The 21,831-nt window shown below is 72.1% G+C and carries 18 protein-coding genes; 11 read left to right on the top strand and 7 right to left on the bottom strand.

Going from position 1 to position 21,831, the window contains the following annotated elements; all coding sequences use genetic code 11:
• Positions 1 to 6: 6 nt before the first annotated feature.
• The 3 genes from ACYBSK_RS01910 to ACYBSK_RS01900 form a co-directional block, all read right to left on the bottom strand.
• A complete protein-coding gene (locus ACYBSK_RS01910; RefSeq protein WP_457475066.1) occupies positions 7 to 618 on the bottom strand; it encodes a TetR/AcrR family transcriptional regulator in 612 nt (203 codons plus the stop codon).
• Entirely contained in the window at positions 615 to 1,439 is an 825-nt protein-coding gene (locus ACYBSK_RS01905; protein WP_457475065.1) for a sugar phosphate isomerase/epimerase family protein, read from the bottom strand. The genes ACYBSK_RS01910 and ACYBSK_RS01905 overlap by 4 nt, the downstream gene beginning before the upstream one ends.
• A gap of 271 nt (positions 1,440 to 1,710) precedes the next feature.
• Positions 1,711 to 2,643: a Ppx/GppA family phosphatase gene (locus ACYBSK_RS01900; RefSeq protein ID WP_457475064.1), complete on the bottom strand. Its 933-nt coding sequence runs from the start codon at positions 2,641 to 2,643 to the stop codon at positions 1,711 to 1,713.
• Between the two features lie 80 nt (positions 2,644 to 2,723).
• Here ACYBSK_RS01900 and ACYBSK_RS01895 point away from each other — a divergent pair, with 80 nt between their 5' ends.
• Complete coding sequence (locus ACYBSK_RS01895; RefSeq protein ID WP_460244952.1) at positions 2,724 to 3,584, top strand: hypothetical protein; 861 nt, start codon at positions 2,724 to 2,726, stop codon at positions 3,582 to 3,584.
• Positions 3,585 to 3,614: 30 nt separating this feature from the next.
• On the opposite strand, the gene ACYBSK_RS01890 is transcribed toward ACYBSK_RS01895, so the two are convergent.
• The gene (locus tag ACYBSK_RS01890; RefSeq protein WP_460244951.1) at positions 3,615 to 5,381 is read right to left on the bottom strand and encodes a BACON domain-containing protein; all 1,767 of its coding nucleotides are present in this window, start codon (positions 5,379 to 5,381) and stop codon (positions 3,615 to 3,617) included.
• Positions 5,382 to 5,613: 232 nt separating this feature from the next.
• Here ACYBSK_RS01890 and radA point away from each other — a divergent pair, with 232 nt between their 5' ends.
• Complete coding sequence (radA, locus tag ACYBSK_RS01885) at positions 5,614 to 7,020, top strand: DNA repair protein RadA (RefSeq protein ID WP_457475061.1); 1,407 nt, start codon at positions 5,614 to 5,616, stop codon at positions 7,018 to 7,020.
• A gap of 91 nt (positions 7,021 to 7,111) precedes the next feature.
• The gene (disA, locus tag ACYBSK_RS01880) at positions 7,112 to 8,236 is read left to right on the top strand and encodes a DNA integrity scanning diadenylate cyclase DisA (protein WP_457475060.1); all 1,125 of its coding nucleotides are present in this window, start codon (positions 7,112 to 7,114) and stop codon (positions 8,234 to 8,236) included.
• Between the two features lie 108 nt (positions 8,237 to 8,344).
• On the opposite strand, the gene ACYBSK_RS01875 is transcribed toward disA, so the two are convergent.
• A complete protein-coding gene (locus ACYBSK_RS01875; protein ID WP_460244950.1) occupies positions 8,345 to 9,172 on the bottom strand; it encodes a hypothetical protein in 828 nt (275 codons plus the stop codon).
• A 154-nt stretch (positions 9,173 to 9,326) separates the two neighbouring features.
• Between ACYBSK_RS01875 and ACYBSK_RS01870 the strand changes: the two genes are divergently transcribed.
• The 6 genes from ACYBSK_RS01870 to cseC all read left to right on the top strand — a co-directional run bounded on the left by ACYBSK_RS01870 (position 9,327) and on the right by cseC (position 14,913).
• Positions 9,327 to 9,992, top strand: a complete 666-nt coding sequence (locus ACYBSK_RS01870) for a phosphatase PAP2 family protein (protein WP_457475058.1) — start codon at positions 9,327 to 9,329, stop codon at positions 9,990 to 9,992.
• 103 nt (positions 9,993 to 10,095) lie between these two features.
• On the top strand, positions 10,096 to 10,995 hold the full coding sequence (locus tag ACYBSK_RS01865; protein WP_457475057.1) for an HhH-GPD family protein: 900 nt from the start codon (positions 10,096 to 10,098) through the stop codon (positions 10,993 to 10,995).
• Between the two features lie 199 nt (positions 10,996 to 11,194).
• Positions 11,195 to 11,746 (top strand): SigE family RNA polymerase sigma factor, encoded by a 552-nt coding sequence (locus ACYBSK_RS01860; protein ID WP_457475056.1) that lies wholly within the window; start codon positions 11,195 to 11,197, stop codon positions 11,744 to 11,746.
• A gap of 95 nt (positions 11,747 to 11,841) precedes the next feature.
• Complete coding sequence (locus tag ACYBSK_RS01855; protein ID WP_460244949.1) at positions 11,842 to 12,519, top strand: hypothetical protein; 678 nt, start codon at positions 11,842 to 11,844, stop codon at positions 12,517 to 12,519.
• A 33-nt stretch (positions 12,520 to 12,552) separates the two neighbouring features.
• Positions 12,553 to 13,281 (top strand): two-component system response regulator CseB, encoded by a 729-nt coding sequence (gene cseB, locus ACYBSK_RS01850; RefSeq protein ID WP_460246940.1) that lies wholly within the window; start codon positions 12,553 to 12,555, stop codon positions 13,279 to 13,281.
• Between the two features lie 144 nt (positions 13,282 to 13,425).
• A complete protein-coding gene (gene cseC, locus ACYBSK_RS01845) occupies positions 13,426 to 14,913 on the top strand; it encodes a two-component system sensor histidine kinase CseC (protein ID WP_460244948.1) in 1,488 nt (495 codons plus the stop codon).
• A gap of 405 nt (positions 14,914 to 15,318) precedes the next feature.
• Here the strand turns inward: cseC and ACYBSK_RS01840 are convergent, their stop codons facing one another.
• The gene (locus ACYBSK_RS01840; RefSeq protein ID WP_457475053.1) at positions 15,319 to 16,872 is read right to left on the bottom strand and encodes an MDR family MFS transporter; all 1,554 of its coding nucleotides are present in this window, start codon (positions 16,870 to 16,872) and stop codon (positions 15,319 to 15,321) included.
• 141 nt (positions 16,873 to 17,013) lie between these two features.
• Here ACYBSK_RS01840 and ACYBSK_RS01835 point away from each other — a divergent pair, with 141 nt between their 5' ends.
• Positions 17,014 to 17,595, top strand: coding sequence for a TetR/AcrR family transcriptional regulator (locus ACYBSK_RS01835; protein WP_460244947.1), 582 nt, complete (start codon positions 17,014 to 17,016; stop codon positions 17,593 to 17,595).
• 23 nt (positions 17,596 to 17,618) lie between these two features.
• Here the strand turns inward: ACYBSK_RS01835 and ACYBSK_RS01830 are convergent, their stop codons facing one another.
• On the bottom strand, positions 17,619 to 18,305 hold the full coding sequence (locus ACYBSK_RS01830) for a M23 family metallopeptidase (RefSeq protein WP_457475051.1): 687 nt from the start codon (positions 18,303 to 18,305) through the stop codon (positions 17,619 to 17,621).
• A 454-nt stretch (positions 18,306 to 18,759) separates the two neighbouring features.
• Between ACYBSK_RS01830 and ACYBSK_RS01825 the strand changes: the two genes are divergently transcribed.
• On the top strand, positions 18,760 to 21,780 hold the full coding sequence (locus ACYBSK_RS01825; protein ID WP_460244946.1) for an NACHT domain-containing protein: 3,021 nt from the start codon (positions 18,760 to 18,762) through the stop codon (positions 21,778 to 21,780).
• The last annotated feature ends 51 nt before the right edge of the window (positions 21,781 to 21,831 follow it).

The following is a 21,831-nucleotide window of genomic DNA, read 5'->3' as shown; positions in this document are numbered from 1 at the left end:
TCGGCCTCACGGCGCCGTCAGGTGCTGCTGCACCACGGGGGCGAGCCGGGCGACGATCCGCTCCACGTCCGCCGAGGCCAGCGGCTCCACCCGCATCACGTACCGGAGCATCGCCGTGCCCACGAGCTGCGCCGCGGCCAGCGTGACCCGCAGCTCCGCCTCGCCCTCCGGCAGCTCGATCCGCTCGGCGATCCGCGCGAGCATCCGGTGGGCGATGAGGCGGCGCAGGACGCCCGCCGCCACGTCGTTGTTCACGGCCGAGCGCAGGATCGCGAGCAGCGGGGCCCGCGTCGCGGGGGACTCCCAGACGCCGAAGAAGAACCGGGTCATGCGCTCGCCGACCTCGTCCAGCGGCCCGTCCTCCACGGCGGCGGGCGCCTGGAGCGCGGGGGCCAGCGCCCGCTCGACCGAGTCGGCGAACACCTGTTCCTTGGTGCCGAAGTAGTGGTGCACCAGGGCCGAGTCCACCCCGGCGGCCTTGGCGATGCCGCGCACGGAGGTCTTGTCGTAGCCGTGCTCGGCGAACTCCTCGCGGGCGACGTCGAGGATGCGGGCGCGGGTGTCCCCGCTCTCCGTGCGGGAGGGCCGGCCCCGGCGGCGTACCGGCTGCGCGGTCATGAACGCGGGACCCGCGCGGCCGACGCCAGGTGGAGGCGGGCGAAGGCGAGGGCCTCCGCCAGGTCGGCCTCACGTTCGGCGCTGGACATGGCGCGCCGCGTATTGACCTCGATGACGATGTGGCCGTCGAAGCCGTTCACGGCGAGGCGCTCCAGGAGCTCAGCGCAGGGCTGGGTGCCGCGGCCGGGGACGAGGTGCTCGTCCTTGTTCGACCCGCCGCCGTCGGCGAGGTGGACGTGGCCGAGGCGGTCGCCCATGCGGTCGATCATCTGCATGGCGTCCGTGCGGGCCGTCGCGGTGTGGCTCAGGTCGACGGTGAAGTGCCGGTAGTCGTCCTTCGTCACGTCCCAGTCGGGGGCGTACGCGAGCATTTCGCGGTCCCGGTAGCGCCACGGGTACATGTTTTCGACGGCGAAGCGCACATCCGTTTCGTCGGCCATCCGCCAGACGCCCTGGACGAAGTCCCGGGCGTACTGGCGCTGCCAGCGGAACGGGGGGTGCACGACCACGGTCGACGCGCCCAGCTTCTCGGCGGCCGAGCGGGCGCGCTGGAGCTTGACCCACGGGTCCGTGGACCACACGCGCTGCGTGATCAGCAGACATGGCGCGTGGACGGCGAGGATCGGGATCCGGTGGTAGTCGGAGAGGCGGCGCAAAGCCTCTATGTCCTGGCTGACGGGGTCGGTCCAGACCATGACCTCGACACCGTCGTAGCCCAGGCGCGCGGCGATCTCGAAGGCCGTCGCCGTCGACTCCGGGTAGACGGAGGCCGTCGAGAGGGCGACCTTCGCATCCGGGATGCGCACCACTGGTTCTGCCACGGGGACAGGGTACGGCCCTGGCGTCCGGGCGGGGTCGCCCACCCGGGTTCCCGCCCTCCGGACCCTCGGGCCCCAGCCGTCCCCACGCCTCGGGGCTCCGCCCCGGACCCCGCTGCTCAATCGCCGCAGGGGCTCGAAATGACCACGCCCACGCGCCACAAGTGCGGGAGGGGCTTGAAATGCCCCGTCCCAGGCGCCGCTCCTCAAGCGCCGGAAGGGCTTGAACGGCCCCGCTCCTCGAACGCGGGAGGGGCTTGAACGGTGGTCGAGCTCACGTCGACGGCATGTGGTCCAGGCGGCGGAGGATGACGCCCTCGCGGAGGGCCCAGGGGCAGATTTCGAGGGTTTCGACGCCGAAGAGGTCCATCGCGCCCTCGGCCACCAGCGCTCCGGCGAGGAGTTGCCCGGCGCGGCCCTCGGAGACTCCTGGTAGTTCGGAGCGTTCCTCGACGGTCATCGCGGCGAGCTGCGGCACCCAGTCCTCCAGGGACTTGCGCTTCAACTCCCGTTGCACGTAGAGCCCCTCGGCCGACCGGGCCGCCCCGGCCAGCCGCGCCAGCTGCTTGAACGTCTTGGACGTCGCCACGACGTGGTCCGGCGCCCCGAACCGGCTGAACTCCCCGACCGTGCGCGCGATCTGCGCCCGTACGTGCCTGCGCAGGGCCTTCACGTCGTCCGCGTCCGCCGGGTCGCCGGGCAGCCAGCCGGCCGTCAACCGCCCGGCCCCCAGCGGCAGCGAGACCGCCGCGTCCGGGTCCTCGTCCAGGCCGTACGCGATCTCCAGCGAGCCGCCGCCGATGTCGAGCACCAGCAGCTTCCCCGCGGACCAGCCGAACCAGCGGCGGGCCGCGAGGAACGTGAGCCGCGCCTCCTCCTCGCCGCTGAGCACCCGCAGTTCGACGCCGGTGGCCTCCTTCACGCGCGCGAGGACGTCGTCCGCGTTGCTGGCCTCGCGCACCGCGGAGGTGGCGAACGGCACCAGGTCCTCGACGCCCTTGTCCTCGGCCGCCTCCAGGGCTCCTCTGACGGTCGCGACGAGCTGCTCCACGCCGTCGGGCCCGATCGCCCCATGATCGTCGAGGAGTTGGGCGAGCTTCAGCTCCGCCTTGTGCGAGTGCGCGGGCAGCGGGCGGGCGCCCGGGTGCGCGTCCACCACGAGCAGATGGACCGTATTCGAACCCACGTCGAGGACACCGAGTCTCATGTAGGGAACGCTACTGCGCCGCGCGGCTTGCCCGTCCGGGAAGGTCGGAGTGAGGGCGTTAACGCCCTTACTCTGGAACGGTGCCAAAGACGAAAAAGGCCAAGGCCGACAAGAGCGACAAGAAGACGAAGTCGGCAAAGCAGGAGCTGAAGCAGCAGAAAGAGGCCGGGAAGGCCTTCCGTAAGCAGGACGAGAAGCCGCTCGACTTCCCGCGCGCGTGGGTCGAGTTCCCGGATCCGGCGGACGACGAGCAGGTCTTCCGCTGCGATCTGACATGGCTGACCTCTCGTTGGACCTGCATCTTCGGCAGCGGCTGCCAGGGCATCCAGGCGGGCCGCGCCGACGACGGCTGCTGCACGCTCGGGGCCCACTTCTCCGACGACGAGGACGAGAAGCGGGTGGCGCAGCACGTGGCACGCCTCACGCCGGACATCTGGCAGCACCACGACGTGGGCACGGAGACCGGCTGGGTGTCGACGGACGAGGACGGGGAGCGCCAGACCCGCCCGTACCAGGGCTCGTGCATCTTCCAGAACCGGCCGGGCTTCGCGGGCGGCGCGGGCTGCTCGCTGCACATCCTGGCGCTCAAGGAGGGCCGCGAGCCCCTGGAGACGAAGCCGGACGTCTGCTGGCAGCTCCCGGTCCGCCGCACGTACGAGTGGGTCGAGCGCCCCGACGACACCAAGGTGCTCATGGTCTCGATCGGCGAGTACGACCGGCGCGGCTGGGGTCCGGGCGGCCACGACCTGCACTGGTGGTGCACGTCGGCGACCTCGGCGCACGGCGCGGGCGACCCGGTCTACGTCAGTTACGGGCCGGAGCTCACCGAGCTGATGGGCAAGGCCGGCTACGACAAGCTGGTCGAGCTGTGCGAGGAGCGGCTCGCGGCCGCCCCCAAGGGCCTGCCGCTGATCGCCCCGCACCCGGCCGACCCCGCGTAACGCGCACATCCGAAGCTCCGCGGGCCGGGCTCAGGGGTTCTGCGACGGCGAGCCCGTCGCGGAGCCCCCGGTCTCGGACGGCGAGGGCGAGTCGGTCGGGTCCGGCGGGTCGGACGGCTGGGAGCCGCCGCCCCCGTCGCTCGGGTCCGAGGTCGGCGACGGGCTTCCGGGGTCCGTCGGCGGGGGCGAGGAGTCCGTCGGCGACGGTGTGGGCTCCCCCGGGTGCGTCGGGTGGGGGTGCGAGGGCGAGGGGCGCGAGCTGCCCCCGCTGCCGGACCCCGAACCGCCGTGGCCCTCCAGGGAGATGACCGAACCGGAGGGGTCGATCCCCACGTGCGCCGTCCAGGGGCCGCGCGGCTCCCGGTACTGATCCACGTACACGTGGATCGTGAACGACTCGCCCGGACGCAGCGTTCCCGACGTCCGGCTCAGGTACAGCCAGGACGCGCCCGTGGAGGCCGTCCAGTCGACGGCGGCGCTGCCCGAGGCGGTCAGCGTGATCAGCGTCGCGTTCCCGCTGGGCTGGGCCTCCACGGTGAGGCGGCCGGGGCCGCGGTTGTGGCCGGGCGGCGATGTGACCTCCACCGAGACGTCGGGCGAGCGGCTGCCCGCGGTGAAGCTCGGGTCGGGGCCCGTCCGCGCGTTCCCCGCGTTCTCGTACGCGCCGCCGGTGCGCTCTCCGTCGAGGTTCTCGGCGGCGCCGTCCTCGCTGGCCGTCACGGAGCGGCCGTCGGCGGCCTCGCCGGTCAGCGGGGCGCCCCGGTAGGCGGCCCACAGGGCGAGCACGGGGGCGGCGACCACGGTGGCGACCACGGTCGTCGTCACGGCGCGCGAGCGCATGCGGTCGCGGCGCGCGGCGCGGTCCTTGGGGTCCATCGGGTAGCCGCGCCGGTCGAAGCGCGGGGCGCCGGGGTGGCGGCCGTGCATCGCGACGTGCAGGGCCTGCCGGGGCGCCTCCACGAGGGGCAGCGCGGCGGGCGTCACCGTGGTGCCGGGCCAGGCGCGGGGCGCGGCGCGCTCGGCGGTGCGGCGGCAGCGCGGGCAGTCGTCGACGTGGCGGACCAGCTCGCGGCGCAGGGCGGCCGAGAGGAGCACCTGGTTGTCCCCGGTGAGGCGGGCGACGCTCGGGCAGTTGCCGGTCTCGACGACGGCGAGGGCGGCGCGGGTCCGCTCGACCTCGCAGGCGGCGGCCGAAAGCAGCTCGCGGGTGGCGGTGGGGTCGCTGCCGAGGACGGCGGCCACCTCACGCGGGGACAGCTGGTGGCGCACGGCCAGCTCCAGCGCCTCGCGCTGCTCGGGGGTGGTGCCGGCGGCCTCCGGCCAGGCCAGCTGGGCCAGTTGGCGCCTGCGCTCCTCTTGAAGGAGGCCGTCTTCGTGGCCGCCGTCGCGGCCGCCACCCTGGCCGTCCTTGGAGGCGCGGTTCTTCTCGGGCTCAGGGGCGCGCTGGCCACTCGCGTGCGCTCCCTGCCTGCGCCGGTTGGCTTCGGCCAGTCGGCGCAGACAGGCCCAGCGGGCCAGCGCGTAGAGCCAGGCCCTGCGCTCGGCCGGGGAATCACCGGCCGGCGCGCGCGAGCCGCGCCGCTCGGCCAGCGCGAGGGCGTCACCGAGGGCGGCGGTCGCCTCGTCGTGGTCGCACAGCACGGAGAGGCAGTAGGTGAACAGGCCGTCCAGACAGGGCTCGTAGCGGGTGGGCGGCCGCTGCGGCGCGGAGGCGCGCGGGCCCGGCCGCCGCGCTCCGGCGCGGTGCGCCCGGTGTGCGCCGGTGGTCTGTGTGGGAGTTTCCGGCCTGCTGCTCATCACCGTGCGACCGTAGGCTTCGCGTGAAGGGGGCTTCCTCCCCCTTGAGCACATTTAATCCTTACGGGTGAAACGATCCCTCAAAAGAGGACAGGAACCGCTCATTCCGTGGCCAGCACGGCTACGCGGGGCGACCGCCACCGGCACATGCCGCCCGCACGCGACCGCGGAGAACCCGGCCGCGGCGGGCGTGCCCGGCTCGTTGTCAGTCCCGCCCGCTACGGTTTCGTCCATGGCTGCCCGTACGAAATCCAAGGACCGTCCGTCCTACCGCTGCACGGAATGCGGCTGGCAGACGGCCAAGTGGCTGGGCCGCTGCCCCGAGTGCCAGGCGTGGGGGACGATCGACGAGTACGGCGCGCCCGCCGTGCGCACCACCGCGCCGGGCCGCGTCACGACGTCGGCGGTGCCCATCGGCCAGGTCGACGGCAAGCAGGCGACGGCCCGTACGACCGGGGTGCCCGAGCTCGACCGGGTCCTCGGCGGCGGCCTGGTGCCCGGCGCGGTGGTGCTGCTCGCGGGCGAGCCCGGTGTCGGCAAGTCCACGCTCCTGCTCGACGTGGCGGCCAAGTCGGCGAGCGAGGAGCACAAGACCCTCTACGTGACGGGCGAGGAGTCGGCTTCCCAGGTCCGCCTGCGGGCCGACCGGATCCACGCGATCGACGACCACCTGTACCTGGCGGCCGAGACCGACCTGGGCTCCGTCCTCGGCCACCTGGACGCGGTGAAGCCGTCGCTGCTCATCCTGGACTCCGTACAGACCGTCGCGTCCGGGGAGATCGAGGGCGCACCCGGCGGCATGGCCCAGGTCCGCGAGGTGGCCGGGGCGCTCATCCGCGCCTCCAAGGAGCGCGGCATGTCCACGCTCCTGGTCGGCCACGTCACCAAGGAGGGCGCCATCGCGGGCCCGCGCCTCCTGGAGCACCTGGTCGACGTCGTCCTGAACTTTGAGGGCGACCGGCACGCGCGCCTGCGGCTCGTACGCGGCGTCAAGAACCGTTACGGGACGACGGACGAGGTCGGCTGCTTCGAGCTGCACGACGAGGGCATCACGGGCCTGGCCGACCCCAGCGGCCTGTTCCTGACCCGGCGCGACGAGCCGGTGCCCGGCACCTGCCTGACGGTCACCCTGGAGGGCCGTCGGCCCCTGGTCGCCGAGGTCCAGGCGCTCACGGTGGACTCGCAGATCCCCTCCCCGCGCCGCACGACGTCCGGCCTGGAGACCTCCCGCGTGTCGATGATGCTGGCCGTGCTCGAACAGCGCGGACGGATCAGCGCGTTGGGCAAGAGGGACATCTACTCGGCGACGGTGGGCGGCGTGAAGCTGACCGAGCCGGCCGCCGACCTGGCGGTGGCGCTGGCCCTGGCCTCGGCCGCGAGCGACACCCCGCTGCCGAAGAACCTCGTGGCGATCGGAGAAGTGGGCCTTGCGGGCGAGGTCAGAAGGGTCACCGGCGTGCAGCGCCGGCTCGCCGAGGCGCACCGCCTCGGGTTCACCCACGCCCTCGTACCGGCCGATCCCGGAAAGGTCCCGGCCGGTATGAAGGTCCTGGAAGTCGCCGATATAGGGGACGCGCTCAGGGTGCTGCCGAAGGGTCGTCGTCGAGAGGCCCCACGGGAGCCGGAGCAGCGCCGGTAGACTTTGCCCTGGTCTCGCCCGTGCGCACGCAGCGCCGGACGCAGGCCCCGAGCCCCAGGGCACCCCAAAGTCTGCGATCCGGAGGAGTGCAGTGGCAGCCAACGACCGGGCGGCAACTCCCGGCAAGTCCGGCGGAAGCTCCGGCGCGGACGGTCTGATGCGCGCCGCCCTGAGTGCCGTCGCGCCCGGAACCGCCCTGCGTGACGGCCTGGAGCGCATCCTCCGTGGCAACACCGGCGGACTCATCGTCCTCGGCTCCGACAAGACGGTCGAGTCGATGTGCACCGGCGGGTTCATCCTCGACGTGGAGTTCACGGCCACGCGCCTGCGCGAGCTGTGCAAGCTCGACGGCGGGATCGTGGTCTCCTCGAACCTCGACAAGATCCTGCGGGCCGGCGTCCAGCTGGTGCCGGACCCGACGATCCCCACGGAGGAGACGGGCACCCGGCACCGCACGGCGGACCGGGTCTCCAAGCAGGTCAACTATCCCGTCGTCTCGGTCTCCCAGTCGATGCGCCTGATCGCCCTCTACGTGGACGGACAGCGCCGCGTCCTGGAGGACTCGGCGGCGATCCTGTCCCGTGCCAACCAGGCCCTCGCGACCCTGGAGCGCTACAAGCTCCGCCTCGACGAGGTGGCGGGCACGCTCTCCGCCCTGGAGATCGAGGACCTGGTCACGGTCCGGGACGTCACGGCGGTCGCGCAGCGCCTGGAGATGGTGCGCCGCATCGCCACGGAGATCGCCGAGTACGTCGTCGAGTTGGGCACGGACGGCCGCCTTCTGGCGCTCCAGCTCGACGAGTTGATCGCGGGCGTCGAGCCGGAGCGCGAGCTGGTGGTGCGGGACTACGTGCCCGAGCCCACCGCCAAGCGTTCGCGCACGGTCCCGGAGGCCCTGGCCGAGCTGGACTCGCTCAGCCACGCGGAGCTGCTGGAACTGCCGACGGTGGCACGGGCGTTGGGCTACACCGGCTCCCCCGAGGCGCTGGACTCCGCGGTCTCGCCGCGCGGCTTCCGCCTCCTCGCCAAGGTGCCGCGCCTCCCCGGCGCCATCATCGACCGCCTGGTCGAGCACTTCGGCGGCCTCCAGAAGCTCCTCGCCGCGAGCGTCGACGACCTTCAGACGGTCGACGGCGTCGGCGAAGCCCGCGCCCGCAGCGTCCGCGAAGGCCTCTCCCGCCTGGCGGAGTCCTCGATCCTGGAACGCTACGTATAAGCGCACATGCGCACCATCAAGCCCCTCCGGCGATTGAGGAGCGGGGTCCGGGGCAGCGCCCCGTGACGCCCACCCCGGAGGGGCGCGGCGCCTAGGGTCTGTCGTGCCCTAGTCCTCCTTGAGGACGAACGACGTCTGCACGGCGGCGAGTTGCGCCGCCTTCACCTCGACCAGATACGTCCCCGGCCCCGCGACCCCGGCCGACGGAGTCGCACACCGCGGGGCGCTGGGCCGCAGGTCCCACGTGAGATCCCGCTCCACCGAACCCCCCGCAGGGGCCCTCAGCACCAGGCTCCCCGCCCCGGCGGGACAGTCGTCCGACGACCAGAACGGCTTGTCCGCCTCCGCCTTCGTGATCGTGACCACCGCGGTCTTCGGCCCGAGATCGACCTTGCAGGACTTGTCCGTCGTGTTCTCCGCGACGAGCTTCAGCTTCGGCTTCTCCCCGGGCGCGTACGAGTTGTGGACACTGCGCACCTTCAGGGACACCCCACCGGCGGTGCAGTCGGGCAGCTTGGACCCGGCCGGGACCTGGTCCCCGGACGACGTACCGCCGTTGCCGTCGCCGCCGTCCCCGCCCGCCGCGTCGTCGGACCCGCCGCCGGAGCCCGCGCCGTCACCGGAACCGGCCCCGTCGCCCGAGCCGGACCCCGAACCCGAGCCGTCGCCGGAGCCGTCTCCGGAACCGCCCGACTCGTCGCGCCCGCCCGGGTGTTCGCTGATCGCGGGCCCCGAGCCGGAGGGTCCGGGCGTGATGGACTCCGTCGGCTGCTTGCCGCCGGGCCCCTCCGCGCCGTTGTTCCCGCCCCCGCCGCCCCAGTTGACGATCCATACGATCAGCAGCGCGAGCAGCGCCACGATGGACAGCAGAACAACCCTCCGTCGCCAATAGATGGAGGAGGGAAGCGGCCCGATCGGATTGCGCAGAGATCCCACGGCTCAAACCTTACGAGAGATCGGGCCGTTGTCCGGTGCCACCCGCCGCCAAGGGCACCAAGTTTTCCGGATCATCATCACGCGTGTGGCGTTCGTCGCTGCCCCGCCATCGCCGGATGTGACGGTCCAGGGGTCATGCATACTGTCCGTCACCATGGGAACCATCGACTCCGACCTGTATCGCGGCATCCTCGACTTCGCTCACGACACGCCGTCGTGGGTCCAGCACCTCATGGAGGTGTGGACCGAACTCGGTCTGCTGCTGTTCGCCGTGCTCTTCGTCGTCGCCTGGTGGCGGACGCGGAGGGACGACCCGAGGGCGCTCGCCGTCGCGGTGCTCGCGCCGCTGGGGACCGCGGTGGCCTACGTGATCAGTGAGTCGCTCAAGTCGGCGATCGACGAGGAACGCCCGTGCCGGGCCGTCGCCGGAGCCGTGGCTCCGCTCATCGACTGCCCCGCGTACGGCGACTGGTCGTTCCCCAGCAACCACGCGACCATCGCCGCCGCGGCCGCCGTGGGCCTCGCCCTCGCCTGGCACAGGATCGGCTGGCTGACGGTGCCGATGGCGATCCTCATGGCCTTCTCGCGCGTCTTCGTGGGCGTGCACTACCCGCACGACGTCGCCGCGGGCCTGCTGCTGGGCACGCTCGTCGCGATCCTCTTCGTACGTCTGCTCACCCGGCCGGGAGCGCGGGTGGTCGAGGCGATGCGCGGATCGCGGAACGGGCTGGTGCTCTGGTTCGCCGGTCCGGGGCCCGCCGGGTCCGGGCAGCACGCGTCGGGCGCCTCCCGTCCGCGGCACGGCGCGCACCGGCGCTGACGGAAGTGAGGGGGCGCTCCGGGGGCGCACGGCGCACCGTGGCGACCGGGACGGTGTCGCCCGCCCGGAGCCCGCTCGTTCGCATGGCAGGATCGGAAGTGCCATGACTGCGCTCACGAAGACCCCCGAGAACGCCGATCTCCACGCACCGGTCATCGACTGGTTCAGCGAGCACGCCCGCGACCTGCCCTGGCGCCGCCCCGAGGCGGGCCCGTGGGGCGTGATGGTCAGCGAGTTCATGCTCCAGCAGACCCCCGTGAACCGGGTGCTCCCGGTGTACGAGCAGTGGCTCGCACGCTGGCCGCGCCCCGCCGACCTCGCCGCGGAGGCGCCCGGCGAGGCCGTCCGTGCCTGGGGCAGGCTCGGCTATCCGCGCCGCGCCCTGCGCCTGCACGGCGCGGCCGTCGCCATAACGGAACGCCACGGCGGCGACGTCCCCACCAGCCACGCGCAGCTCCTCGCGCTGCCCGGCATCGGCGAGTACACGGCGGCCGCCGTCGCCTCGTTCGCGTACGGGCAGCGGCACGCGGTGCTCGACACGAACGTGCGGCGGGTGTTCGCGCGCGCCGTGGGCGGTGTCCAGTACCCGCCGAACGCCACGACCGCCGCCGAGCGCAAGCTCGCCCGCGCGCTGCTGCCCGAGGAGGACGACACGGCCGCCAAGTGGGCGGCCGCCTCCATGGAGTTGGGCGCCCTGGTGTGCACCGCGAAGAACGAGGAGTGCCACCGCTGCCCGATCGCCGCGATGTGCGCGTGGCGGCTCGCGGGCAAGCCCGCGCACGAGGGCCCGCCGCGGCGCGGGCAGACGTACGCGGGCACCGACCGGCAGGTGCGCGGCAAGCTGCTGGCGGTGCTGCGCGAGGCCGTCGGACCGGTGCCGCAGGCCGCGCTCGACCGGGTGTGGGACGAGCCGGTGCAGCGGGCCAGGGCCCTGGACGGGCTGGTCGACGACGGGCTGGTGGAACCGCTCGCGGGCGGTCTGTACCGGCTTCCGCTGGGCTGATCCGGGGGCGGTTCCGGGCCCGCCCGGCGCCGCCTCTTGGCTCGCTCTTACGTTCGTTACACAACCGACGGACAGTCGTGCGTTCGCCGGTGGCCGGCGCGGACAACGCCGTGACAACTCCTCCGTAACTTCTTCCTCGTAGCCGCACACGATCTGTGCGGAACCACGGGGTTGAGCGGGAATCGGGAGGCAGTTGATCATGGCGCACGGCGGTGAGGTGCTCGGGTTCGAGGAGTACGTGCGGACGCGTCAGGACGCTCTGCTGCGCAGTGCCCGGCGGCTGGTCCCCGATCCGGTCGACGCGCAGGACCTGCTTCAGACGGCGCTCGTGCGGACGTACGGGCGGTGGGACGGCATAGCGGACAAGCGCCTGGCGGACGCGTATCTGCGCCGCGTCATGATCAACACGCGGACCGAGTGGTGGCGGGCCCGCAAGCTGGAGGAAGTGCCGACCGAGCAGCTCCCGGAGTCCTCGGTCGACGACTCGACGGAGCAGCACGCGGACCGCGCGCTGCTGATGGACGTCATGAAGGTGCTGGCTCCGAAGCAGCGCAGTGTCGTGGTGCTGAGACACTGGGAGCAGATGTCCACAGAGGAGACGGCCGCCGCTCTCGGAATGTCGGCCGGAACCGTGAAGAGCACGCTGCACCGGGCCCTTGCCCGGCTCCGTGAGGAGCTGGAGAAGCGGGACCGCGAGGAACTGGTGGATCGCGCGCTCGAACGTGAGGAGCGGGAGCGTTGCGCGGCCTAGGCACACGTGCCTCTGGGATTCGTACGTCCCTGTCGAGGGGGCGTATTTCCCTGTGGTGGGGGCGTACGTCCCTGGCGCGGGGGCGCGCGTTGCTGATGCGGGGAGCGAAGGCGGGGAGCGCGGCGATCGCCGGGCTCGCCGCCCTCGGGCTGTGCGCCGGACTCCTCGCGGCCTGCTCCACGGGTGGCACCGGCGCCCGGGACGAGGGCCCGGCCCGTACGGATCCGGTCGGTTCGACGGCCGTCGCGGGCAGCGCGAGCCCGTCCGCCTCGCCCTCCGCCTCCGCCTCGCCGTCCGCCCCGTCCTCGGCCGAGGCGGTCCGCCTGGTGAAGAAGGACCCGGAGGTCAGCGCCGACATCAAGGCCGACCTCAAGCCGTGCGTGGCCGACGAGTACCCGGTCGACGTGAGCTACGGGACGCTGACCGGCAGCTCCGGCCGTTCTGGCAGCTCCGGCAGCGACGTCGTGGTCAACGTGATGACCTGCGGAGACGCGGTGGGCATCGGCTCGTACGTGTATCGCGACGTGGGCGGCACGTACAAGAATGTGTTCCGGGCCGAGGAGCCCCCGGTGTACGCGGAGATCGACCGGGGTGATCTCGTGGTGACGAAGCAGGTGTACGAGAAGGGCGACTCGGTCGCCTCCCCCTCGGGCGAGGAAATCCTCACGTACCGGTGGAACGGGGACCACTTCGCCCAGGAGAGCCGCACGCACAACGACTACAGCAGCGCGGTGGACGGGGCGGCCCCCTCGCCCTCGGACGACGACGGCTGACCTACGTGGTGGAGGAGAGAACGGATGGGCGCCATGGGCGGTGACCGCAAGAGCGAGCCGACGCACGTCCTGTTCGTCGAGGACGACGACGTCATCCGCGAGGCCACCCAGCTCGCCCTGGAGCGCGACGGGTTCGTGGTGACCGCGATGCCGGACGGGCTCAAGGGCCTGGAGGCGTTCCGGTCGGACCGGCCGGACATCGCGCTGCTCGACGTGATGGTGCCGGGGCTCGACGGTGTCTCCCTGTGCCGCCGCATCCGCGACGAGTCGACGGTCCCGGTGATCATGCTCTCCGCGCGCGCGGACTCCATCGATGTCGTGCTCGGCCTGGAGGCCGGAGCGGACGACTACGTGACGAAGCCGTTCGACGGGGCGGTGCTCGTGGCCCGCATCCGTGCCGTGCTGCGGCGCTTCGGTCACGCGGGCGGGCCGGGAGCCGGTTCCGCTGCGGCCGAGGAGAGCCCCGCGCCCGACCACGGCGCGCTGCGCTTCGGCGACCTGGAGATCGACACGGACGGCATGGAGGTCAGGAAGGCCGGGCAGCCGGTGGCCCTGACGCCCACCGAGATGCGTCTCCTCCTGGAGTTCTCCTCGGCGCCCGGCACGGTGCTCTCCCGCGACAAGCTCCTGGAGCGCGTGTGGGACTACGGCTGGGGCGGCGACACCCGCGTCGTCGACGTCCATGTGCAACGGCTGCGTACGAAGATCGGCCAGGACCGCATCGAGACGGTCCGCGGCTTCGGCTACAAGCTCAAGGCCTGAGCGGCGGATGGATCAGCGCGTGTATGGGCCGGTGGGGTCGATGGGTTCGGCGGGGCCGATGAGTTCGGCGGGACCGACAGGTTCGGTGGGATCGATGGGTTCGATCGGACCGATGGGTTCGGTGGGGCCGATGGGGCATCGCATATGAGGAGGGGGACCGCGGGCATCGGGCGCGGGCGCGGGCCGGGGCACCCGCAGCGGTCGGACGCCTCCGCCGCGGGGCGGGGCGAGGAGGCGGCTGCCGTACCGGCGCCGCGCGCCACGCGGCCCGCGGGGCAGCCGTCCGGTGCGCGGACGAGCGGCCGCTCGTGGATTCCGCACGGTCTGCGGACCGGCGTGCGGTGGAAGATCAGCGTGGCGATCGCCTTCGTAGGCGCCCTCGTCGCGGTGGCACTCAGCCTCGTCGTGCACAACGCGGCCCGCGTCTCGATGCTGGACAACGCGCGGGACGTGCAGGACGAGCGCATCCAGTTCGTGCAGCGGCAGTACGAGGCGCGCGGCGGGAATCTGCCCGTCGGCTTCGAGGTGGACGATCCGGCGCTCCCGCACGACCTGCGCGCGAAGGCCCGGGAGGGCCGCCGCGTCACCTTCGTGTCGGAGTCGGCCTCCGGCGTTCCCGACATCTGGGCCGCGGTGCCGCTCAGCAGTGGCGAGATCCTCTCGGTGCACTCGCGGTTCGCGGACCGCAGCGCCACCGTCATGGACGACCTCGACAAGGCGCTGCTCATCGGCTCGATCTCCGTCGTACTCGGCGGCAGCGCGCTCGGTGTGCTCATCGGCGGTCAGCTCTCGCGCCGGCTGCGCAAGGCGGCGAGCGCGGCCCGCGATGTCGCCGCGGGTCAGAGCGATGTGCGGGTGCGCCGTGCCATCGGCGGTGTCGTACGGGACGAGACGGACGATCTGGCGCAGGCCGTCGACGCGATGGCGGACGCCCTGAAGCAGCGCCTCGAGGCCGAGCGGCGGGTCACCGCCGACATCGCGCACGAGCTGCGCACGCCGGTGACCGGGCTGCTGACCGCGGCCGAGCTGCTGCCGCCGGGGCGCCCCAGTGAGCTGGTCAAGGATCGCGCGCAGGCGATGCGGACGCTCGTCGAGGACGTACTGGAAGTGGCCCGGCTGGACAGTGCGGCCGAGCGGGCCGAGTTGCAGGACATCATGCTGGGCGAGTTCGTGGAGCGCCGGGTCGCGGCGCGCGCCGCCGACGGGGTCACGGTCCGGGTGATACACGAGTCGGAGGTGACGACGGATCCGCGCCGGCTGGAGCGCATCCTGTTCAACCTGCTGGCCAACGCGGCGAAGCACGCGCGTCCGCCGATCGAGGTCAGTGTCGAGGGCCGGGTGCTGCGGGTGCGCGACCACGGGCCCGGGTTCCCGGAGGATCTCCTGGAGGAGGGGCCGAGCCGGTTCCGTACCGGTGCAGCGGATCGTGCGGGGCACGGGCACGGGTTGGGGCTGACGATTGCGGCGGGGCAGGCGCGGGTGCTTGGCGCGCGGCTGACGTTCCGGAACATTCGGCCGCAGGGGGTGGAGGACGGTGGGGCTCCCGCGGAGGGGGCGGTGGCGGTTCTTTGGCTTCCGGAGCATGCGCCGACCAATACGGGGAGCTTCCCCATCATCCGCCTCCCCGACTAACCCCTCCGGGGCCTTCCCGCCACCTCTGAGCGCCGCCGGCCCTCTCCGGCAGCGCTTCGGGCGCCGACGCCGCCGCCACCAAGCCCTCCTGGGCTCCTCCGGCAGCCCTCCAGGCTCGGGTGTCCCCACTCCAGCCCCTCCGGCGATTGAGGAGCGGGGTTCGGGGCGGAGCCCCGAGGCCGCAACCACCGGCACCGTCGCCCGCCCTGGGGCTCCGCCCCAGACCCCGCTCCTCAAACGCCGGAGAGGCTTGATTGGGGACCCGGCACCGCTCCTCGTACGCCTGAAGGGATTGAAGGGGAGACCCGGCACCGCTCCTCGAACACCCGAGGGGTTCGAACACCCGAGAGGTTGGAGTGAGCCCCCCGCACCCGCCCCTCAAACGCCCGAAGGGCTTGGGCGCGCCTACCCCACCCGGTCCTCCGGCCCCGCCCCCCGCAGCGCGACCTCCTTGACGAAGAGGGCGGCGAGGAGGGAGCCGAGTGCCACCACGGAGCCGAGCAGGAACGCGGAGTGCGTCCCCGACGAGACCGCGAACTGGTACGCGTCCCGCGCCCGCTCCGGCAACCTCGCCAGACTCGCCGCATCCAACTGCGCCGACTGCTCCGTCATCTTCCCGCCGAGCGCCCCGGCCTTCTCGGCCATGACCTCCTGCACCCGGTTGTTGAACAGCGCCCCCATGATGGCGACGCCGAACGACGACCCCAACGTACGGAACAGGGTCGTGGACGAGGACGCGACGCCCATGTCCTTCATCTCCACGCTGTTCTGCGCGACCAGCATCGTGATCTGCATCAGACAGCCCATCCCGGCTCCGAGCACGGCCATGTAGAGCCCGGACGTGACCCGCGAGGTCCCGGTGTCCATCTGCGCGAGCAGGAACAGCCCGGCGATCATCAGGACGCTGCCCGCCACCGGAAACACCTTGTACTTGCCGGTGTTGGTGGTGACCCGCCCCGCGATCAGCGAGACGACCATCATCGCGAGCAGCATCGGAAGCAGCAGCAGCCCGGAGTTGGTGGCCGACGCCCCCTGCACGGCCTGCTGGTACAGCGGCAGGAAGAGCACCGCGCCGAACATCACGAAACCGGTGATGAAGCCGATCACGGACATCAGCGTGAAGTTGCGGCTGCGGAAGATGTGCAGCGGCACGATCGGCTCGGCGGCCCTCGTCTGGGAGAACACGAACCCGACGAGCGCGGCGACCCCGATCCCGATGAGCTCCATGATCACGGCGGAGCCCCAGGCGTACTCGGTCCCGCCCCACGTGGTCACCAGGACGATCGCGGTGATGCCGACGGTGAGCAGCGCGGCCCCGAGATAGTCGATGGACCCGCCGGCCCGCTTCTTCGGCAGGTGCAGCACGGCGGTGATCGCCACGAGGGCGACGATGCCGATCGGTACGTTGATGTAGAAGGCCCAGCGCCAGCCGAGGTGGTCGGTGATGGTGCCGCCGACGAGCGGCCCGCCGATCATGGCGAGCGCCATCACGCCGGCCATCATGCCCTGGTACTTGCCGCGCTCACGGGGCGGGATGAGGTCACCGATGATCGCCATGACGCCGACCATCAGTCCGCCGGCGCCGAGACCCTGCACGGCCCGGAAGCCGATCAACTGCCCCATGTCCTGGGCCATTCCGCTGAGCACGGAGCCGAGCAGGAAGATCACGATGGAGGTCAGGAAGGCGCCCTTCCTGCCGTACATGTCGCCGACCTTGCCCCAGATCGGGGTGGAGGCGGCGGTCGCGAGCGTGTACGCGGTGACGACCCACGACAGGTGTTCGAGCCCGCCGAGTTCGCCGACGATGGTGGGCATCGCGGTGCCCACGATCATGTTGTCGAGCATCGCGAGCAGCATGGCGATCATCAGCGCAAGCAGCACCACGCGCACACTGCGCGGCTGTTTCGCCTGTTCCTGGTCCGAATCCGATATGGCGGGCTGCGCCGCTGCCTGAGTCATGTTCCCCCACTCCCCTGAACCCCCCGGGACTTACTTGTCGCCCGGCTAGTTACCTACAATGGGGAAAGTAGAGCGCCAACTAGCCGGGCGTCAAGTAAGTTTTTTCCCAAGGCCCGACAAGGGCACGAAGGGCAGCAGCCGATGGTCACGGGCAGCAGCAAGCCGCAACAGCGCCGCGGGGACACCCGCCAGCGCATCCAGGACGTGACCTTGGAGCTCATCGCCGAGCAGGGCTACGAGAAGACGTCGCTGCGGGAGATCGCCGAGCGCCTGGGCGTGACCAAGGCCGCGCTCTACTACCACTTCAAGACCAAGGAAGACATCGTCGGCAGCCTGTTCGCGGACCTGATGGCGCCGATCGACGAGCTGATCGTCTGGGCGCAGGACCAGCCGCCCACTCTGGAGACGAAGCTGGAGATCCTCACCCGCTACAGCATCGCGCTGACCGCCGCCGCCCCGCTCTTCCGCTTCATGCAGGAGAACCAGGCGACGATGCGGGAGCTGAGCATCGGCGCGAACTTCAAGGACCGGATGCAGACCCTCGTCGGCCTGCTGCTGCCCGAGGACGTCACGCTCACCGACCGGGTGCGCTGCATCAGTTCGCTGTTCTCGATGCACGCCGGGATGTTCGTCCTGAAGGACGTCGAAGGCGACCCCGAGGAGAAGCGCAAGGCCATCCTCGAAGTCGCCTCCGATCTGGTCACCAGGGCCCATCAGGACTGACGGGCCGGGGCGGCGGGCGCCGGTCAGACGCTCACGCCCTCCTTCTTCAGGAAGGAGACGGGGTTGACGGCCGAGCCGTAGTCGGCGGTCGTCCGGATCTCGAAGTGCAGGTGCGGGCCGCTGGAGTTGCCGGTGTTGCCGGACAGCGCGATGTGGTCGCCCGTCCCCACCTTGTCGCCGACCTTCACGTCGATCCGCGACAGGTGGGCGTACTGGGAGTACGTGCCGTCGCTGTGCTTGATGACGATGGCGTTGCCGTACGCGGGGCCGTCACCGGCGCCGTTGCCGCCCGCCTTGACGACGGTGCCGCCGTGCACGGCGACGACCTCGGTGCCGACCGGCACGGCGAAGTCCTGGCCGGAGTGGTGGCCGCTGGCCCACATGGCGCCGCCCTGCGAGTAGCCGGCGGAGAGCTCGTAGTCCTTGACCGGGTCGACCCAGGACTTGGCCTTCTTCTCCTCGGCCTCCTTCTTCTTCGCCTCGGCCTCCTTCTTGGCCTTCGCGGCGTGGTCGGCGGCCTTGGCCTGCGCGTCGGCCTGGGCCTGCACGGAGCTCGCGGCGGCACCGGTCAGGGTGGCGGCGTCAGCGGTGTCGGCGACCGCGGCCCCGGTCCCGAGCAGCGCCGAGACGCCGAAACCGGCGGCCACGACGGCAGCCCGCTTGCGGAGCATCGACGTGCTGGAGAAGTGGGACTTGGTGCGCTTCGACATACAGCTGGACCTCTCGGACTTCTGAAGCCGTGACGGCTCGGGGGGCATGAGGGGACCCGGCGCACTCGGTCGTGCTGCCGGGTCGGCCATCCCTTGGTAACCCCACCGCCCATCACCACCCAAAACGCCCATCTACGACACGGCTTCGTACCCCCGCCCCGAAAACGTCCCGGGTCGACCGGCCTTCCGACCGGGACCGAAGTCGTCCGATTTATGCCCTCATCCTGGGTTTAACCCCACTTCATCGCCGTACGCCCAGGCCATCCGGGAGCCTGTTTGAAGATTGAACCTCGAAACGGACAAATCACCAGAACCCATCGACCGCGTAACGACCCCGCGCAGCCACCCCCGTTCCACTATTTCCGTTAGTACGTGATCCAGGTCCTGTGCGGCATGTCACCGACCACCAAGATCCACCCCCACGCGAATGTGACCGGGGCTACGCTCCCGACCCATGGATCCCGCTGTCCTCGGCACCCGTCTCGCATCGAGCGTGATCGCCCCGGCGCTCAAGAAACTGCTCGTCCAGGAAGGCCCCGGGGCGGGCCTGACCGACCGGCCCGTGCGCCTGTCCGGCCTGGTCTCCTTCCACGGCGAGAAGCGCACCCTCACGGAGGCGGACCTCGAACGCCTCGCCCGCAAGCTGGTCGACACCGCCGTGTGCGGCCCCGGCGAACCCCCGTTCCCGTACGAGGAGACGGAACCGGTCGTCCTCGCCCTCGGCCGCACCCTGAGCGCGCTCGGCGACCTGTCCATGGACGACGTCCAGGCGGTCCGCCTCGGCCCGCGCGCCCTCGCCCACGCGCTGCGCCGTGCGGCCCCGACGCCCGAGCTGTCGGCCGACGCCACGTACTTCCTCGACTCGCTCACCGAGTGGGCCTGCCTGCACATCCTGCACTTCTTCACCCAGCGGTCGACCTTCGTGGCGCGGACCCTGGTGGAGCAGAGCCGACGGCAGGCCGAGACCATCGCGAAGCTCGACGCGCTGCTCGCCCGGGACAGCGAGGCGACGCGGGACCACAGCTTCGAGGAGCGCTACCGGCGGTACCTGGCCATCCGCCACAACCACCTGACGATCTTCGGCCTGGACGCGCGGGACGCCGCCGACAACTGGCCGCTCGACCTCGCCTACCTGAGCCTCGAAGCGACGCGGGAGGCCGCACCCGAGCCCGGGGACGGGCCCGGCGCCGGCACCCCGGTCACCGTGCGGCTCGCCGCCGAGGAGGCGCTCACGGGGCGTGGCAACGAACGCGTGCTGCTGCGCGGCGAGGCGGGCTCCGGCAAGACCACGCTGATCCAGTGGCTCGCCGTCACGTCCGCGGACCGCGTGCCCTTCGTGCTGCCGCTGCGCACCCTGATCCGCGCCGACCGCCTCCCGTCGTCGGCCGACTTCCTGAGCGCCACCGACTGCCCGCACGTGCCGCCCGACGGCTGGGCGGAGCGCGTCCTGACCGACGGCCGCGCGCTGGTCATGGTCGACGGCCTCGACGAGGTGCCGTCCGCCGACCGCCGCCGCGTACGCAGCTGGCTGCTGGCCCTGGTCCGCGGCTACCCCGGCAACCGCTGGCTGCTGACCACCCGCCCCACCGCCGTACGCCCCGACTGGCTGGCCGCCGACGGCTTCACCGAACTCGCCCTCGCCCCGATGGACCGCCCCCGCGTCACGGCCTTCGTGCGCCACTGGCACGCCGCGGCGCACGCCCCCGAGCACGAGGAGCCGCTGCTCGACGCGCTGCGCACCAAGCCGGACCTGGCGCGCCTGGCCACCAACCCGCTGATGTGCGGCCTCATCTGCGCCCTGCACCGGGCCCGCCGCGGCTACCTCCCGCCGCGCCGCAAGGCCCTGTACGACGCGGCGCTCCAGATGATCCTGACCGAACGGGACCGGCAGCGCGGCATGGGCCACCTCGACGGCATCGAGCTGGAGACCGAGGACCAGATCGAACTCCTCCAACGCCTGGCGTACTCGCTGGTGTTGGCGGGCCGCACCGAAATGGACGAGGACACGGCCCTGTCCCTCCTGGAACGCGCCCTGCCGTCCGTACCCGCCGCGTCCGCGCAGGGCGACGCGGCGACGATCCTGCGCCATCTCCTGCTGCGCAGCGGTGTGTTGCGCAGCCCCGCCCCCGGCATCGTCGACTTCGCCCACCGCACGTTCCTCGACCACCTCGGCGCCCGGTACGCCGTCGAGGAGGGCCACTTCGACGTGCTGCTCGGCCGGGCCGAGGACACGCAGTGGGAGGACGTGCTGCGGATGGCGGTGGCGCATGCGCGGTCCCGCGAACGCGGGAGGTTGTTGCGGGGATTGCTGGCGGCAGACGTGCCACGGCTGACGCTGCTCGCCCTGGCCTGCCTCCAGGACGCGGCGTCCGTGGACCAGGAGGTGGTGGAGGAGGTGCGGGGGCGGGCGGCGGCCCTGATCCCGCCGCGTACCCGTCGGGAGGCAGAACGCCTGGCCCAGGCAGGGCCGTTCGTACTGGAACTGCTGCCCGGCCCGGAAGGGCTGACGGACCGCGAGGCCCGCGCGGTGGTGATCACGGCGTCGCTCCTCGGCGGGGACGGCGCGATCCCGGTGCTGCGAAAGTTCAGGTGCCACGGCTCACTGGACGTTCGCAGCCAACTGGTGGGCACCTGGCACCGGTTCGACACCGAGGAGTACGCCGCCGAGATCCTGACCCATCTCTCTCGGAGCGGACTCGACCTCACGGTCCAGAACCGCGAGCAGTGGGAGGCGACCGCCCGAATGCCCCGGTGGCAGCGCCTGGACCTGCGAGGCGCCTACTCGCTCGCGGAGATCCTCACGAGCGCCCCGACGCGCGAGCTGACCCACCTCGCTCTCCAGAACAACCCCCTGGTCGACGACCTGGCCCCGCTGGCGGGCTTTCCGGCCCTGCGCGAGCTCACGCTGGCCAACGTTCCGGAGGTCCGCGACCTCGCCTTCCTGGCCGAGCTGCCGCTGCACCATTTCACCGCGCGGTACCTGCCGACCGTGCGGGGGCTGCGCGAACTCACCGGGCTCGCGTCCCTGTCGGTGATCCTGCCCCTGCGGGGCTCCACGCTGACCGAATCCGTCCCGGTGTCCGGGAGCCTCCGCAGCCTCTTCTTCGCCCAGGGCGCCATCGGCGAGACCGGCCTGCGGGGACTCGACGCGCTACCGGGTCTGCACCACCTGACCATCGGCGCGGACGCCGGCCCCCTGACCGCGGCCGACTGGCACCGGCTGGCCGACCACCCCTCGCTCGGCTCGCTGTACCTGGTCGTGGACGATCTGCCCCCGCACCCGCTCCCCGAACTCCCGCGTATCGGCACCCTCGGCCTCCATCTCGCGGATGGCCCGGACCAGTTCGTGGACCACGCGCACCTGTTCCCGGCCGTCCGCGAGGTCACTGTCTACCCCGGCCCCGACACCGTGCACGACCACGCCCCCTACGCCCGCCTCTTCCCCCACGCCGAGGTCACCGTCCACCCCCGTTGAACGCAAAACCGGGCGGGCCCGAACCGTTCCCTCAGGAACAGCTCGGGCCCA

The organism is Streptomyces sp. BYX5S (genome assembly GCF_054724165.1).
This window is presented reverse-complemented; position numbering and strand designations above follow the sequence as displayed.

Coding starts and splice junctions, on each gene's coding strand:
- ACYBSK_RS01910 (WP_457475066.1), bottom strand. CDS start 618: ATGACCGCGCAGCCGGTACGCCGCCGGGGCCGGCCCTCCCGCACGGAG.
- ACYBSK_RS01900 (WP_457475064.1), bottom strand. CDS start 2,643: ATGAGACTCGGTGTCCTCGACGTGGGTTCGAATACGGTCCATCTGCTC.
- ACYBSK_RS01890 (WP_460244951.1), bottom strand. CDS start 5,381: ATGAGCAGCAGGCCGGAAACTCCCACACAGACCACCGGCGCACACCGG.
- radA (WP_457475061.1), top strand. CDS start 5,614: ATGGCTGCCCGTACGAAATCCAAGGACCGTCCGTCCTACCGCTGCACG.
- ACYBSK_RS01870 (WP_457475058.1), top strand. CDS start 9,327: ATGGGAACCATCGACTCCGACCTGTATCGCGGCATCCTCGACTTCGCT.
- ACYBSK_RS01865 (WP_457475057.1), top strand. CDS start 10,096: ATGACTGCGCTCACGAAGACCCCCGAGAACGCCGATCTCCACGCACCG.
- ACYBSK_RS01860 (WP_457475056.1), top strand. CDS start 11,195: ATGGCGCACGGCGGTGAGGTGCTCGGGTTCGAGGAGTACGTGCGGACG.
- ACYBSK_RS01855 (WP_460244949.1), top strand. CDS start 11,842: ATGCGGGGAGCGAAGGCGGGGAGCGCGGCGATCGCCGGGCTCGCCGCC.
- cseB (WP_460246940.1), top strand. CDS start 12,553: ATGGGCGGTGACCGCAAGAGCGAGCCGACGCACGTCCTGTTCGTCGAG.
- cseC (WP_460244948.1), top strand. CDS start 13,426: ATGAGGAGGGGGACCGCGGGCATCGGGCGCGGGCGCGGGCCGGGGCAC.
- ACYBSK_RS01840 (WP_457475053.1), bottom strand. CDS start 16,872: ATGACTCAGGCAGCGGCGCAGCCCGCCATATCGGATTCGGACCAGGAA.
- ACYBSK_RS01835 (WP_460244947.1), top strand. CDS start 17,014: ATGGTCACGGGCAGCAGCAAGCCGCAACAGCGCCGCGGGGACACCCGC.
- ACYBSK_RS01830 (WP_457475051.1), bottom strand. CDS start 18,305: ATGTCGAAGCGCACCAAGTCCCACTTCTCCAGCACGTCGATGCTCCGC.
- ACYBSK_RS01825 (WP_460244946.1), top strand. CDS start 18,760: ATGGATCCCGCTGTCCTCGGCACCCGTCTCGCATCGAGCGTGATCGCC.